Genomic DNA, 13,126 nt, shown 5'->3' on the forward strand with positions numbered 1-13,126 from the left:
CAGCGCGGCCGCTCCACCGACCATGCGTCCGGTCTGACCATTGACGAGCACATGGAACGGTCGCAACTGGCGCAGCGTCGAGCCGACAAATGGCTCATCTCCGGCAGTCTCCTGATCGGTACCGCGGCGCTCGGGGTCTTCGGGTTGCCGCTGTTTCTCTGGGGAGTCCGATTGCTGCGCCGGGCTCAGCGAGATGGCCTCTCGGTGCGGCCGATGTTGGTCACGTTGCTCGGCTATCTGGTCATCATCGACGCCGCCATCAACACCGTCGGGTGGGCGCTCGACCTGGTCGCGAACCACACGCTGCTGGCCCGCGTGCTGCTCAACGGCTGGGGCAACATGTTCGATGCCGGATATTTCTGGCACTACAACGAGCTGTGGGTCGGGGGGGCCGCCGGTCCGGGCGAAAAGGCCTGGGAGGTAGGGCTCATCCTGACCGTGTTCACGATGCGCATCGCCGCCGCCATCGGGTTCCTGCAGATGAAACGCTGGGGCCACCAGTGGATGGTCGTCACCTGCTGGATGGGCGTGGTGATCTGGATCGGCTACGTCTTCAACATGACCATGTTCGCCGACGTCCGCTTCGCCGGTGTCGTGCTGCCCGTCGTCGGCTGGTGGCTCTACGACATCTTCTACATCACCCCGTTCCTTGCCATCCCGTATCTACACACCGTCAACCGAGAACTCTTCTCCGACTGATCGGAAGCTCGGCATGCACCGGCTGACGATGTCACCAAGGAGGTCCAATCGTGGCTTATCTGTGGGAGATCCTGCGCTATGTCGCCGCGTGGGGCGGCACCGGACTGATCATCTGGTTCTGGTATTGGCTGTTCTCCAACATCGGCACATTCTGAGCGCTGTGGACCGCCGAAACTCGGATCGGGCCAATGCCTGACGACTCCCACGCCATGGCGCTGGAACGGACTTGCTCGGTGACCGCGGTCGCGCTCAGCGAGCGACGTCGTGAGGGCGTCCGGCTGGTCACCGGTGACCGGCGCCGGTTCGGCTTGAACGCAACGTTGACCTTCGTTCACGTCCCCTACCCGCCACTGTGTGATTGGACACGCAGAGCCCTGACATGCGGTGTGGCCCTGCAATGTTCACCGTCCAAAGAGCGGATCACCGAATATCGGCTCAACGAGTTGTCCGCTCGGGAAATGTGCGCCCTCACCGTGGTCGAAGCCGGCGTCGCCCTCGGCTGGATGGCCTCGCGTTGGCCCGGTCTGATCCCCGAGGCGCAACGACTGCTACCGGACCTGCACACCGAAGCCGGCGACATGACCGCCCTGGAAATGCTCAACCGGGCGATCGCGTTGGCCGCCACGGGTCAGCCGTTGGCGGTGGATCCGCTGTTGGGCCGCTTGCCGTTGGCGTTCACGGCGCCGAAGGGCTTGGCCGACCGGTTGCGCAGGAGCTTCGGCAGGATGCCCTGGACCACAGTGCAAAAGCGACTGCCACGGCCGTACTCGGTGCCCGTCGGCGGCGACGGTGGGGTGCGTAACCCCAACCTGCCGCCGCCAAGTCGGCCGCAGGACAACGATTTCGACTCGACCCCCGAGCACCGGCCGGGCATTCCCTACCCGGAATGGAACATGTGGACCAAGCAATTCATGCGCGACCACGTCGCCGTGATCGAGTATGCGGACGCCCACCGCGCACCTGTTCAGGTGCCCGTGGCAGTTGACGTTCGCAAGTGGTTCGAGGAACACACCCACCGTGGGATGGCGGACCGCCTCGAGGACGGCTCGGACCTCGACGTCGACCAATATGTCAGCCACTACATCGACCTGACCACCGGCGAGGCCGGGGAGCCGAGGATATTCCGCGAGCTGCTCCCGGTTGGTCGCGACGTCACCACGGCGCTGCTGCTTGACGGCAGTTCATCGCTGGGGGTGCACGGCGGGCGGATCTTCCAACTCGAATTGGCCTGCGCCGACGCGCTTTCGCGCGCTATGACGCTTGCCCGGGAGCGACACGGCGTCTTCGCCTTCACCGGCAACACCCGGCACCGCGTCGAAGTCCATTGCCTGAAGGATTTCGAAGACCGCCGGCTGGTGGCTCCCAGCGGGCTCGGCCTGTCGACCCGCGGGTACACCAGGCTCGGTGCGCCGCTGCGCCATTTGACCAGCCGGCTGCTGGCGCAGGGATCCGAGCGGCGGCTGATGATCGTCATCGGTGACGGTCTGCTCTCCGATGAAGGTTATGAAGGCCGGTATGCCTGGGCGGATGCCGCGCACGCCGTCGAAGAGGCCAACGATGCGGGGGTATCGATCTATTACCTCGGCGTGGGACCGACCCGGGTCGATCCGCTACCGGAGGTCTTCGGGCCCCGCCGATCACAACGCATCCGACGCGTAGAGGAGCTGCCGCGAGTGTTGGCCCATGTCCATCGTGAACTGGTCGCCGCATGACCACCGAAACCTATTTCGCGAACGGCAACGAAGTCCAGCTGTTCGAGCAGGCCTTCCGTCAGCGCATGCCGGTAATGCTCACGGGCCCGACCGGATGCGGCAAGACGCGTTTCGTCGAGCACATGGGCGAGTTGTTGCAACGCCCCGTCGTCACGATCAGTTGCCACGACGACCTCACCAGCTCCGATCTGGTCGGCCGCTTCCTGGTGACCGGCGGCGACGTGGTCTGGACGGATGGCCCGCTGACCCGGTCCGTCAAGGCCGGCGCGATCTGCTACCTCGACGAAGTCGTCGAAGCCCGCCACGACTCGTTGGCCATCCTGCACTCGCTCACCGACCATCGACGATCGCTCTACCTGGATCGAGCCGGTGAAGTCGTGACCGCGCCGGATTCCTTCATGCTGGTGTGTTCGTACAACCCGGCATATCGCAGCTCGCTGAAGGAGCTGAAACCCTCGTTCCGCCAGCGATTCGTCACACTCGCGATGAGGTACCTGCCACCCGAGCGCGAGGCCGAGGTGATCGTCGCCGAAACCGGGATCCCTGCCGCCACGGCGCGTCGATTGGTCGCATGCGCGGTCGCGATCCGCACCGCCGACGACGCCTTCCACTTCGAGCCACCGTCGACCAGGGTGTTGGTCACCGCTGCGCACCTGATCGCCTCCGGCGCAAACGAATTAGATGCGGCGGAGGCTTGCATCCTCGCACCGCTGAGCCTCGACGGCGCGGTCACCGACGGTCTACGTGAAGTCGCGGCGGCAAGCCTGGCCACCACGGACGCCCCGAGTGCACACCCCTAGGAAAGGAGCCGACGGCATGGACAACCAGGAGAGGAAGCGCAAGAGGGCGCTCATCGTGTTCCAGCTATTCATCTACGGGTACCTGCTGGTGATGTTCGGCATCCAGATGTACATGTCTTTCGCTCGCGGCTGGTGGAACTTGTGAAACCTGTTGTCGCGCAGCCGGCGAGCTCGGTCAACCTGGACGATCACCACGACGCGTCCCGCCAGGCGCAGCGCCGCGCCGACAAGTGGATGATCATCGGCGCCGCGTTGATGGGCATGTGGGCGCCCGGCCTGATCGGCTTTCCCATCTTCATGCGGGGCGTGTGGCTGCAACGCCAAGCCCTGCGTTCCGGCCTGTCGGTACGGCCGATGATCGTAACCCTGATCGGCTATCTGACCCTGATCGACGGCATGCTCAACAGCCTGGGCTGGGCCCTGGACCTGGTCGCCAACCACACCCTGATCAACCGTGTGCTGATGGTGGGCTGGGGCAACATGTTCGACGCCGGCTACTTCTGGCACTACAACGAGCTCTGGGTCGGGGGCGCCGCGGGGCCGGGCGAAAAAGCCTACGTGGCAGGCTTGATCATGACGGTCTTCTCGATGCGGGTGGCCGCCGCCATCGGCTTCCTGCAGATGAAGCGCTGGGGTCATCAGTGGATGGTCGTCACCTGCTGGATGGGCGTGGTGATCTGGTCCGCCTACGTCTTCAACATGACCATGTTCGCCGACGTGCGTTATGCCGGTGTCGTTTTCCCGGTCATCGGCTGGTGGCTCTACGACATTTTCTACATCACCCCCTTCCTCGGCATCCCCTACCTGCACACCGTCAACCGAGAAATCTTCACCGACTAAAGGAGCGAAGCAGTGGCTGCACCGTCGACCACCGAAGACAAAGAGCCGGCAACCGATCTCGAGCCCGGGACCACGCCGTACTACGCGCGGATGCACAAATGGATCAAGCGGGCCGTTTTGGTCTGCCTCGTGGCGCTGGTGCTCGAAGGTGCGTTCACGTTGCCGTTCATGGCGGTCTACTACGGCTACCCCACGCTCAGCCTTACTCAGATCTGCAGCGAATTGCTCAAGATTCGCTACTCCAACGACACCTTGGAGTGCAAGTACCCGTACCCGCCGTTCGGGCCGCCGGAGGGCGCCGAAGGCAAGGCGACAGCGCAGGACGTGTGGGGCATCCAGCCGATACCGAAGTACCACCGGCTTGGCTTCCGCGAACTCGTCAAGATCCACAATGACCGGCTCGCTCGCCAGGCCGCCCAACAGCACGCAGGGTCACACCCTTGACGTACCGCGTCGTCCAGTGGACGACGGGAAACGTCGGCAAGAGTTCGGTGCGGGCGATAGCCGCCAATCCCGCACTGGAGCTCGTCGGGTGTTACGCCTGGTCGCCGGAGAAGGCCGGGCGCGATGTCGGCGAGCTGTGCGGGATCGAATCCCTCGGCGTGAAGGCCACCAACGACGTCGAGGCACTGCTCGCGCTGAAGCCGGATTGCGTTGTCTACAACCCGATGTTCGCCAATGTGGACGAGCTGGTTCGCATCCTCGAAGCGGGTATCAACGTGGTGGGCACGGCCGGGTTCGTCACCGGCCATTTCCTCGGTGAGGGCCGCGAGCGAATCGCGCGGGCTTGCGAAGCGGGCGGATCTAGCATCTTCGGCACCGGCATCAACCCCGGCTTCGTCCAACTGTTGACCATCGTGTCGGCGGGGCTCTCCGACCGGGTGGACAAGGTGTCGGTGCTGGAATCCTTTGACACCACGATCTACAACTCTCCGGCGACGGAGATACCCATGGGCTTCGGGTATCCGATCGATCAGCAGGATCTACCGGCAGTCACCGAGAAAGGATCCGGCGTCTTTCGCGACGGCGTGTTACTGCTCGCCGACGCCCTCGGCGTCGAACTCGACGAGGTCCGTTGTCAAGCCGAGTACGCCCAGACCACGGAGGATCTGCACCTGCCCGGAGACTGGACCATCGCAAAGGGTTGCGTCGCCGGCGTCCACGTTCGCTGGACAGGGATGTTGGCCGGTCGAGAGGTCATCGAAATCGGCGGCCAATGGCGAAAAGGACAGGCGCTGGAACCGGATTGGCCGCTGGACATGGGTTACACCGTCGAGGTGCAGGGCCGTCCGACGATCAAGACCACGCTGAGCTTCCTGCCACCGCCGGACTTCGACGGTACGACGTTGGACGACTACATCATGCTGGGCCTCACCATCACCGCGATGCCGGCGATCACCGCGATACCCGCCGTCATCGCCGCTCCGCCCGGCATCGCCACCTACACAGACCTACCGCTGCTGCTTCCGCGCGGAGTCTTGAAAACCAGTTGAACAGAAAGCCGGGCCATGACCGCAAAGCAAGAACCGTCGCTGCATCACGTCGTCTTCGCCGTGGCCCCGGAACGACATGCTGAGGCGACGCAGATGTTCAGTGACCTGGGATTCGTTTTCCAGCCCCTTCAGCTGACCGAGCTCGGCTTGGACATCCACCTCGACTGGAGCCGGGGTATCGAGCTGGTCAGCCCGATAACCGGGTCGACCGGGGAAGTAGCCGGCTCGGTGACCGACTTTCTCGAACGTCACGGCGACGGCGTGTACACCGTGGTCATCGGGGTGCCGGACGCTTGTTCTGCTGACGTCGTCGCCGAGCGCTACCGCGCGACAACGCGATTCCGGCAGCATTTCGAGGGCGAGGGCTCCTATCTCGACGAAAATGACGTATCGATCCTGGGTCTGCCCCTGACGTTCCTGGCGACCAACATTCCATGATTGGAGCGGCACCGTGACCGTCGACACCGCAGCACCAAGCGTCTTCGACGCCGACCTACCGATACTGAACTACGACATCACCGACACGCCTCAAGAGGTCTATCCACAATTTCGGGCCGCCCAACAGGTGGCACCGATCGCACTGGGTCCCGTGGGCCCAGAGGTGCTCTCCTACGAACTCGCCCGCACCGTCCTGGGCGACCCGAAGTTCGTGATTCCTCCAGGCATCCACCTCACCGCTCACGGCGTGACATCAGGCGAGCTTTGGGATCGCGTCGTTGCCAGCATCCTGTGTATGAACGGCGCCGCTCATCGTCGGTTGCGCAGCCTGGTGTCGAGGGCATTCACACCCCGGGCAACCGCACGCATGGACGAGACAATCCATGCGGTCATCAATGAGCTCACCGATGCTGTTGTCGCGGAGGGAAGTTGCGAGTTCGTCGAACAGATCGCGCGCCCATATCCGATTCCAGTCATATGCGCTCTCCTGGGTGCGCCTCGGGAAGATTGGCAGCTGTTCTCGAAATGGGCAGAGGACATCTTCAAAGTGGTCAGCTTCGACTGCAATCTCGCCGAGGAGGAGCCGAAGGTCCTGAAGGCCTGGGACGCTTTCGATGAATACATCGACGGGATGATCGCCGATCGGCGCAAAGCGCTGACCCACGACCTGCTCTCGGAACTAATCCGGGCGGAAGATCAAGGCGACCGCCTCGATGCCGGCGAAGTCAAGATGCTGGCGTTCAGCATCCTGCTGGCCGGAACCGACACCACCCGTACGCAATTAGCAGCCTCGATGGAAGTCTTCTGCGAACATCCCGACCAGTGGGCGCGACTTCGTGACCGTCCCGAGCTCGGAATGAGAGCCGTCGAAGAAACCATGCGGCACTCGCCGTCGATGTGCAGCACCCTGCGCAGTGTCACCGACGACGTCACAGTCGGTGACTACACTTTCCCGGCCGGCACCTTCATCATCGTCAACACCTATGCGGCCAATCGAGATCCGGCTATTTACGACGACCCCGCGCGTTTCGACATCACCCGCAACGATCCGCCGCCCATTTTGACCTTCGGCGGTGGGGCTCACTACTGCCTGGGCGCAAACCTGGCGAGGCGTGAACTTTCCGAAGCGCTCACGATTCTTTCCCGCCGCCTACCGAATGCCCGGTGCGTGGAAAGCCCTTCGTGGCGGCCACTTCTCGGCATGAGTGGGCCGACCCGCCTACCGCTTGAGTTCAATACCTGAGACGCGTGATAGCTGCAGTGCCAGAAGCTCAGCTGTGCGGCGAGATGCCACACATCAGCGTGTCTATCAGTCCGAAGTAGCGTTCGGTCGTTTCCTGCACCGATGTCGTAACGCTGAGCATGCGGTAGAGCGTGGCTCCGATCAGCGCGTCGGCGGCGGCTTCGACGTCGGCATCCGGCCGGATCTGACCCTTTGAGATTCCCACGCGTAACCGGTCTGCCACCGCGTCGTGAAAGCGGCTGGTGAGTTGGCGGTACAGCGCGTCGCGGTCGCTCAGGTCTTCAGCAGCCGCGGCGGCGAGAGCGCGGATGAGTGCGACATTCTCGGCAGCCGAACCGATTTCGGCGTACGCGCGCAGCCAGGTTCTCAAGTCCTCGACCGTGTCTCCCGTGTCCGGAAGCGGGAAGTCGGTCTGGTCGTAGGCCTGCATGACTGCCTCGGCCACCAGGGGGCCTTTAGACGGCCACCGTCGATAGACCGTTTGGGTACCCACGCCGGCGATCGCGGCGACCTTGTCCATCGAGACTCCGCGGTAGCCCGCATCGACGAGGAGCGCGCGGGTGGCGTCCAGGATTGCCTGGTGCACAGCCGCGCTCCGCGGTCGTCCCCGCCGAGATTGGCCCACACGAAGAACCTAGGCAATGGCGGGACCTCGCGCCTAGTCAACGACGCCACGATGTGTCACGATAAACGAGAAAATTTATCTCGTAATTGTTACTGGTCGTCGCCGACGGGCGTGCGTTGGTCGTGAAGGTGGATACATGCGCGAGCTGTGCGTCATCACCGGAGGCGCGGGTGGCGTGGGAATGGCCACGGCCAAGATCGTCGGGCAAGACCGGCTGGTCCTCGTGAGCGACGTCAGCCCGAGCCGGCTGGAGGTGGCGTCAGCCGAATTGCAGCGCCTCGGCATCGACTGCGTGGCGGTCGAGTGCGACGTAACCAACCGCGCCTCGGTCGCCGAGCTGATCGCCACCTCGACGTCGTTGGGCTCGGTGACCTCGGTGATCCACACGGCGGGTGTCAGTCCGAGCATGGGCGATGCCGAGCGCATCCTGCGCATCAACGCGTTGGGCACGGTCCATGTCAACGAGGCGTTCCTCCCGCTGGCGCGTGAGGGGTTCGCGATCGTCAATGTCGCGTCCATGGCCGCGCACGTGTTCCCCCGGTTGTTCATCCCCAAGCGACGGTTCAGGGAAGCGCTGCGCAACGAGGACCGCTTCATGGCGAAGGTGACCTCTGCCTGCAACATCGTGCCGACCGGGGTGCGCCCCGGTTTGGCGTACTCCATCAGCAAGAACTTCGTGACGTGGTACTGCGCATCTCAAGCGGCCCGATTCGGCAGCCGTGGTGCCCGCATCGTCTCGGTGTCTCCAGGCAGCATCGACACCGAGATGGGCAGGTTGGAGGAGCAAGCCGGATCGGGCGCGATGGTGAAACTGGCCGCGTTGAAGCGCTTTGGGAAGCCCGAGGAAGTCGCCGCAGTGCTGGCTTTTTGCGCTTCGACCAAAGCCGGCTACCTCACCGGTGTGGACATCGCCTGCGACGGCGGCGTTCTGGCGGCGTTCACGCTCAAAAACATGCTGCCGCTGGCAGCACGCAACACCTAGCCCTGCGTTCCCCGAAGGAGGACGACACGCGATGACGGACGACGACACTCGCGGCGAACCCGCACGCCGAGCGCTCGGTCTACTGACCAGCTCAATAGGTGTGGCGCACTTCCTCGCTCCGCGGATCTTCGATCCCTTCAATCGCCTCGGTTTCCCCAACCACGCGCGCATTTTCACCTACGTCAACGGCGCGATCGAAACGGCGCTCGGGGTCCTGACGCTGCGCGCGGGAACGCGTCGACCAACGGCGGTCTTGTCCGCTTGCTACATCACCTACCTGACGATCAGCATCCTTCGGGCCCAACTCTGCGTGCCACGCGGCGACGGTCGCCGAGTTCAGCGATCAGGATAGGAACGACTGTGTCGATCGCAGAGACCGCCCAGAAGGCGACCGAATCCCTCAGGCCAGTCGCCGGCCTCGTGCGGATGAATGTCGCCGGCGCCGTCCGGACCCGCCGACGCGGCTACAACGGTTGGATCGGCGCGATCAACACCGACTACGACCCGCAGGACCCTGCCACCGCCGCGGACCCGTTCGACGCGTACCGCGCCCTGCACCGAAGCGGCCGCGTGCACTACAACCCCAGGCGGGCCACCTTCATCCTCAGCCGCCTCGACGACGTGCGGGCCGCGTTGCGCGACACCGACCAGGTCACCAGCACCCAAGGGGTAACGCGCCTGCGGATGTCCGGCTCATTGGCGGTGCTCACCGACGGCGAGGAACACACGCGGCTGCGCAAGCAAGTCCAGCCCGGATTCAGCACAGGCGCCATGAAGTCCTGGCAGGAGATGACCGAGAGGCTAGCCACCGAACTGGTCACCGACGTGCTGAACGACCCCGGCTGCGATGTCGTGCAGCGCTTGGCCATACCGATGCCGATACGCCTGATCGCCCAGATCCTGGGCGTGCCCGACACCGACGTCGGCGACTTTCGTCATTGGTCCGAACGCGCCGTGGGAGTCATGGAGCTCAAGCCCACGCTCTCCGGTGTCGTCGACGCGGCCAAGTCGATGTCAGCCATGGTGGCGTTACAGCGTTATTTCACAAGCCAATTCGCCGCCGGTGGACTCAAGGGATCCAGCACCGTGCTCGGCCGTCTCATCGAGCACAACACCGACGGCAGCCTCACCGATAATCAGCTTCTGCTGATCGCCATCCACCTGCTGATCGCCGGCAACGAGACCACCACCAACCTGCTCGGCGGCATGTTCGACACCCTGGCCCACCGGCCCGAGCAGTACGACCTGATTCGGGCCAACCCCGACCTCATCCCCCTCGCCGTCGAAGAGCAGCTCCGCTTCACCACACCCATCCAGAACCTTTACCGCTACACCCGGGCCGACTACCGAATCGGCGACGTCACCATCCCCACCGGATCACGTGTGCTGCTGTCCTTCGGCGCGGCCAACCGCGACCCCACCGCGTTCGACGATCCCGACGAGTACCGCGCCGACCGCAACCCGCGGATGCACGTCGCCTTCGGGTACGGCCCACACATGTGCCTCGGGGCACCGCTGGCCCGCATGGAAGCCCAAGCAATACTGCGGCAACTCGTCACCCGCGTCGCCCGAATCACTCCCGCGGGTCCGACGCGGTGGTCGAGCCACAGCTCGCTACGCGGACCCACCCGCTTGCCGATCCGCCTCAGCCCCGCCTGACGTAGACCATTGCTGGTGCGCCGAGGAGACCCAGCCTTCTATGCGGTCACTTCGAGGACTTGTATTTCGCCGGTCGTGCCGTCGACCTCGACAAGCGCGCCCGGCGGCAAAGTCTTGGTGGCGCCCGCAACGTCCACCACACACGGGAATCCGAACTCGCGGGCCACCACCGCCGCGTGCGACATCGGACCACCCAACTCGGTCACCACGGCCGCGGCATAACAGAATGCGGCGGTGTAGCCGACATCGGTGACCTCGGCGACGAGGATCTCGCCGGGCTGCAGGTCGTCGATCGTTTCGGGCCGCACGATCCGAACGCGGCCGCGCACCCTGCCTCCGCAGACACCAACCCCGTGCAGGGTCTCCCCGCTGGTGAGCGCCGCCGACGTCGTCGTAATCGGTTGCCAGGTCCCGCTGAAAACCGTCGGTGGAACCACCGCGGCCAGTCGGCGTTGTTCGGCACGGCGTCGGGCCACCAGCGCCCCGACATCCGCGGGCAGCGCATCGAGCTCGTCGACGAGCAGGTAGAAGACATCATCGGCGGTGTCGACGATTCCGGCATCGACCAACCTGCGCCCGTATTCGCGCATCAGCTTACGCAGCACCCAGTTGGCCCGCACCACCTTGTCGCGACGGACTTCGCGGTCGCGGAGCTGATGTGCCGCCAACTGGGCAACGGGCTTGGCGTGCAGGGGAATACGGGGTCGCTGCGGTTGAGGCGTCGCAGCGGCGTTCATCGCTCTCGTCACCATCCGGACGAGCAACTCCGGGTCATCGGAGTAGCTGATCGACAGCATCTCGAGTTCGGCGGGGCCGCGGTGCCCGATCAGCGCCAGCTCGGCCAGGACGGCGGCGTGAAACTCCGGCGCCTCGACGGCCAGCTTGCCCAGCCGCTCCCCCGGCTCGGCCAGCAGCGCCGTCACTTTCGGGTCGCGCTGTGCGGCAACCACCAACCGCTGCATCGCCTCGACCGATCGCGCACTGACGAGTTCCGGTCCCGCCGGCGCGGCGGTGTCTCGTCCACACAAACCGCGCAGCAGCACGTTGAACGCCGCGCACAGCATGAACGATGCCGATGCCAGCACCCAGCCATGCACCACCTCGTCGCGGGCCAAGGTGATCAGGCTGAGCAGCCGGCGATCGTCCAGCCGGGTGACGTCGTCGGCCAGGCGTTCGAGCCGATCGACATCGGCGACGAATTCGTGGGTGTCCTTGGACGAGCCCGCCGACAGACCGATCAGGTTGACACCGAAGACCCCGATGTTGCGAATTGTCCTCAGTTGCTTGCGCAGCCGGCCGGTTTCGGAGCGCGGGCGCTCCGCTCCGAAGATCGGCAACGACGCCATGCTGGGCCCGAAAAAGCCGCTGTTGCTGACGATCGTCGTGGGCTTGGCAAACGGTACGGTCTCGGCCATGTAATGCGCGGACGTGATAGCCCCATAGAGGCGGTGGGCGAACACGGCGACGGTGCGCGTGGCGATTTCGCGCTGGACGATGCCGCCGGGGCGCAGCCGTTCGGCGATGGCCACCCCGCCGGCGCGCAACCCGCGCACGGTTGCCGAGGCTGACGCCGGCGAGAACGGTCCGGGCAGCGCCTCCGACAGGTTGGTGGCCAGGAAAGTTGGAAAGCGCGGATCGATCGGGGTGTCGAACTCCCCGTTGTCACCGGCTGGGCCAGCCCAATTGGGTTTCACCCCGTCCTCGGTCGGCGCATCGACGGACGGTAGGTCACCGATGGTGGCCATCCGCCACGGTAGCGACACCACCCGCTTGCCCACGGTGACCCGGCCGCGGACCGCAAGCGCGAAATCTTCGACGCATTCGCCGGAGTTCCACGCCGGTGAGAATCCCCACTGCTCACGTAACCGCGCGGTGTCCATGAACGCGCCGCCGTGCACCAGTTGCAGCTCGGCCAGTTCAAACCCCATCCGCACAACGGGGCGTCCGAGCGCGGTGGCGATCCGCCGAAAGGTCAGCTCGCCAGGGGCGGCGAGATTGACAGGGCCGCTGCCGATTTCGGTGTCAAGCATCGCCCGGTTGAACAGCCGAAGGACGTCGTCGGAGTGGACGACCTGCATGAGACGGTCGGCCGATCCGTCTGGGAATACCGGCAACGCCAGCAGCCGGCGTACCCAGTTATCGACGCCTCGGCCGAGGATCAGCGCGGAGCGAATCGCGACCCATTCCAGGTCCGAGCGCTCGAGCATCTGCTCGACCAGGGCCTGGTATCGACCTTCGGCGCTGACCGGCGTTCTCGGGTCGTGTTCGGTCCTCGGCGCGTCCCCGCCACCATAGACATGCGCCGAGGACACGAAGACGATCCTTCTGGCCCCGGTCTCAGTCATCGCTTCGAGCACATTGCGGGTGCCGTCGAGGTTGACCTGCCGGCTGACCCGATCCTCGTGCCCCGGATTTGTTCTCCACGCACAGTGCGCCACAGCCTCGGTGCCCGCCAGGGCGCGCTTGACCGCGTCGGAGTCCCGGACGTCGGCCACGACGAATTCGGCCGCGCTGGGCCAGCTTTCGGGCCGGTGCCGGGCGATTCCGATGACGTCGTGCCCCTGGCTGAGCAAGCGGGCGGTCAGGCCCCGGCCCAGCACACCGCTGGCCCCGGTGACGGCGATTCTCACTGATT

General features: G+C 65.0%; 14 protein-coding genes. 12 read left to right on the forward strand and 2 right to left on the reverse strand.

Annotated elements, in window-relative coordinates; all coding sequences use genetic code 11:
* The first annotated feature begins 51 nt into the window (after positions 1 to 51).
* The 9 genes from A5681_RS19580 to A5681_RS19615 all read left to right on the forward strand — a co-directional run bounded on the left by A5681_RS19580 (position 52) and on the right by A5681_RS19615 (position 7,225).
* Positions 52 to 699 carry a hypothetical protein gene (locus A5681_RS19580; RefSeq protein WP_067311754.1) on the forward strand — a complete coding sequence of 216 codons (648 nt, stop codon included), beginning with the start codon at positions 52 to 54 and terminating at the stop codon, positions 697 to 699.
* Positions 700 to 887: 188 nt separating this feature from the next.
* A complete protein-coding gene (locus A5681_RS19585) occupies positions 888 to 2,411 on the forward strand; it encodes a nitric oxide reductase activation protein NorD (RefSeq protein WP_067278808.1) in 1,524 nt (507 codons plus the stop codon).
* Complete coding sequence (locus A5681_RS19590) at positions 2,408 to 3,211, forward strand: CbbQ/NirQ/NorQ/GpvN family protein (protein WP_067278810.1); 804 nt, start codon at positions 2,408 to 2,410, stop codon at positions 3,209 to 3,211. The genes A5681_RS19585 and A5681_RS19590 overlap by 4 nt, the downstream gene beginning before the upstream one ends.
* A 16-nt stretch (positions 3,212 to 3,227) precedes the next feature.
* Positions 3,228 to 3,356, forward strand: a complete 129-nt coding sequence (locus A5681_RS27990; protein WP_269454968.1) for a hypothetical protein — start codon at positions 3,228 to 3,230, stop codon at positions 3,354 to 3,356.
* An 89-nt stretch (positions 3,357 to 3,445) separates the two neighbouring features.
* Entirely contained in the window at positions 3,446 to 4,051 is a 606-nt protein-coding gene (locus A5681_RS19595) for a hypothetical protein (protein ID WP_231996371.1), read from the forward strand.
* 90 nt (positions 4,052 to 4,141) lie between these two features.
* Entirely contained in the window at positions 4,142 to 4,495 is a 354-nt protein-coding gene (locus A5681_RS19600; protein ID WP_231996372.1) for a hypothetical protein, read from the forward strand.
* On the forward strand, positions 4,492 to 5,544 hold the full coding sequence (locus tag A5681_RS19605) for a dihydrodipicolinate reductase (RefSeq protein WP_067278816.1): 1,053 nt from the start codon (positions 4,492 to 4,494) through the stop codon (positions 5,542 to 5,544). The genes A5681_RS19600 and A5681_RS19605 overlap by 4 nt, the downstream gene beginning before the upstream one ends.
* Before the next feature lie 15 nt (positions 5,545 to 5,559).
* Complete coding sequence (locus A5681_RS19610) at positions 5,560 to 5,982, forward strand: hypothetical protein (RefSeq protein ID WP_067278818.1); 423 nt, start codon at positions 5,560 to 5,562, stop codon at positions 5,980 to 5,982.
* A 13-nt stretch (positions 5,983 to 5,995) separates the two neighbouring features.
* The gene (locus tag A5681_RS19615; protein WP_067278820.1) at positions 5,996 to 7,225 is read left to right on the forward strand and encodes a cytochrome P450; all 1,230 of its coding nucleotides are present in this window, start codon (positions 5,996 to 5,998) and stop codon (positions 7,223 to 7,225) included.
* Between the two features lie 28 nt (positions 7,226 to 7,253).
* Here the strand turns inward: A5681_RS19615 and A5681_RS19620 are convergent, their stop codons facing one another.
* Positions 7,254 to 7,850 (reverse strand): TetR/AcrR family transcriptional regulator, encoded by a 597-nt coding sequence (locus A5681_RS19620; RefSeq protein WP_067278822.1) that lies wholly within the window; start codon positions 7,848 to 7,850, stop codon positions 7,254 to 7,256.
* Between the two features lie 136 nt (positions 7,851 to 7,986).
* On the opposite strand from A5681_RS19620, the gene A5681_RS19625 reads away from it, so the two are divergent.
* From A5681_RS19625 to A5681_RS19635, 3 genes are all read left to right on the forward strand, one after another.
* Positions 7,987 to 8,832, forward strand: a complete 846-nt coding sequence (locus tag A5681_RS19625) for an SDR family oxidoreductase (RefSeq protein WP_067278824.1) — start codon at positions 7,987 to 7,989, stop codon at positions 8,830 to 8,832.
* Positions 8,833 to 8,863: 31 nt separating this feature from the next.
* Positions 8,864 to 9,184: a hypothetical protein gene (locus A5681_RS19630; protein ID WP_067278826.1), complete on the forward strand. Its 321-nt coding sequence runs from the start codon at positions 8,864 to 8,866 to the stop codon at positions 9,182 to 9,184.
* A gap of 74 nt (positions 9,185 to 9,258) precedes the next feature.
* Positions 9,259 to 10,491, forward strand: coding sequence for a cytochrome P450 (locus A5681_RS19635; protein WP_082968447.1), 1,233 nt, complete (start codon positions 9,259 to 9,261; stop codon positions 10,489 to 10,491).
* 38 nt (positions 10,492 to 10,529) lie between these two features.
* Here A5681_RS19635 and A5681_RS19640 read toward each other — a convergent pair whose 3' ends face one another.
* Entirely contained in the window at positions 10,530 to 13,121 is a 2,592-nt protein-coding gene (locus A5681_RS19640; RefSeq protein WP_067278832.1) for a sugar epimerase family protein, read from the reverse strand.
* Positions 13,122 to 13,126 lie beyond the last annotated feature (5 nt).

This window comes from Mycobacterium scrofulaceum, assembly GCF_001667885.1.
Taxonomy (GTDB): Bacteria; Actinomycetota; Actinomycetes; order Mycobacteriales; family Mycobacteriaceae; genus Mycobacterium; species Mycobacterium scrofulaceum_C.

Bases quoted from the DNA above. Each gene is read 5' to 3' on its own strand.
- A5681_RS19580 (WP_067311754.1), top strand. From the start codon at position 52: ATGGAACGGTCGCAACTGGCGCAGCGTCGAGCCGACAAATGGCTCATC.
- A5681_RS19585 (WP_067278808.1), top strand. From the start codon at position 888: ATGCCTGACGACTCCCACGCCATGGCGCTGGAACGGACTTGCTCGGTG.
- A5681_RS19590 (WP_067278810.1), top strand. From the start codon at position 2,408: ATGACCACCGAAACCTATTTCGCGAACGGCAACGAAGTCCAGCTGTTC.
- A5681_RS27990 (WP_269454968.1), top strand. From the start codon at position 3,228: ATGGACAACCAGGAGAGGAAGCGCAAGAGGGCGCTCATCGTGTTCCAG.
- A5681_RS19595 (WP_231996371.1), top strand. From the start codon at position 3,446: ATGATCATCGGCGCCGCGTTGATGGGCATGTGGGCGCCCGGCCTGATC.
- A5681_RS19600 (WP_231996372.1), top strand. From the start codon at position 4,142: ATGCACAAATGGATCAAGCGGGCCGTTTTGGTCTGCCTCGTGGCGCTG.
- A5681_RS19610 (WP_067278818.1), top strand. From the start codon at position 5,560: ATGACCGCAAAGCAAGAACCGTCGCTGCATCACGTCGTCTTCGCCGTG.
- A5681_RS19625 (WP_067278824.1), top strand. From the start codon at position 7,987: ATGCGCGAGCTGTGCGTCATCACCGGAGGCGCGGGTGGCGTGGGAATG.
- A5681_RS19630 (WP_067278826.1), top strand. From the start codon at position 8,864: ATGACGGACGACGACACTCGCGGCGAACCCGCACGCCGAGCGCTCGGT.
- A5681_RS19635 (WP_082968447.1), top strand. From the start codon at position 9,259: ATGAATGTCGCCGGCGCCGTCCGGACCCGCCGACGCGGCTACAACGGT.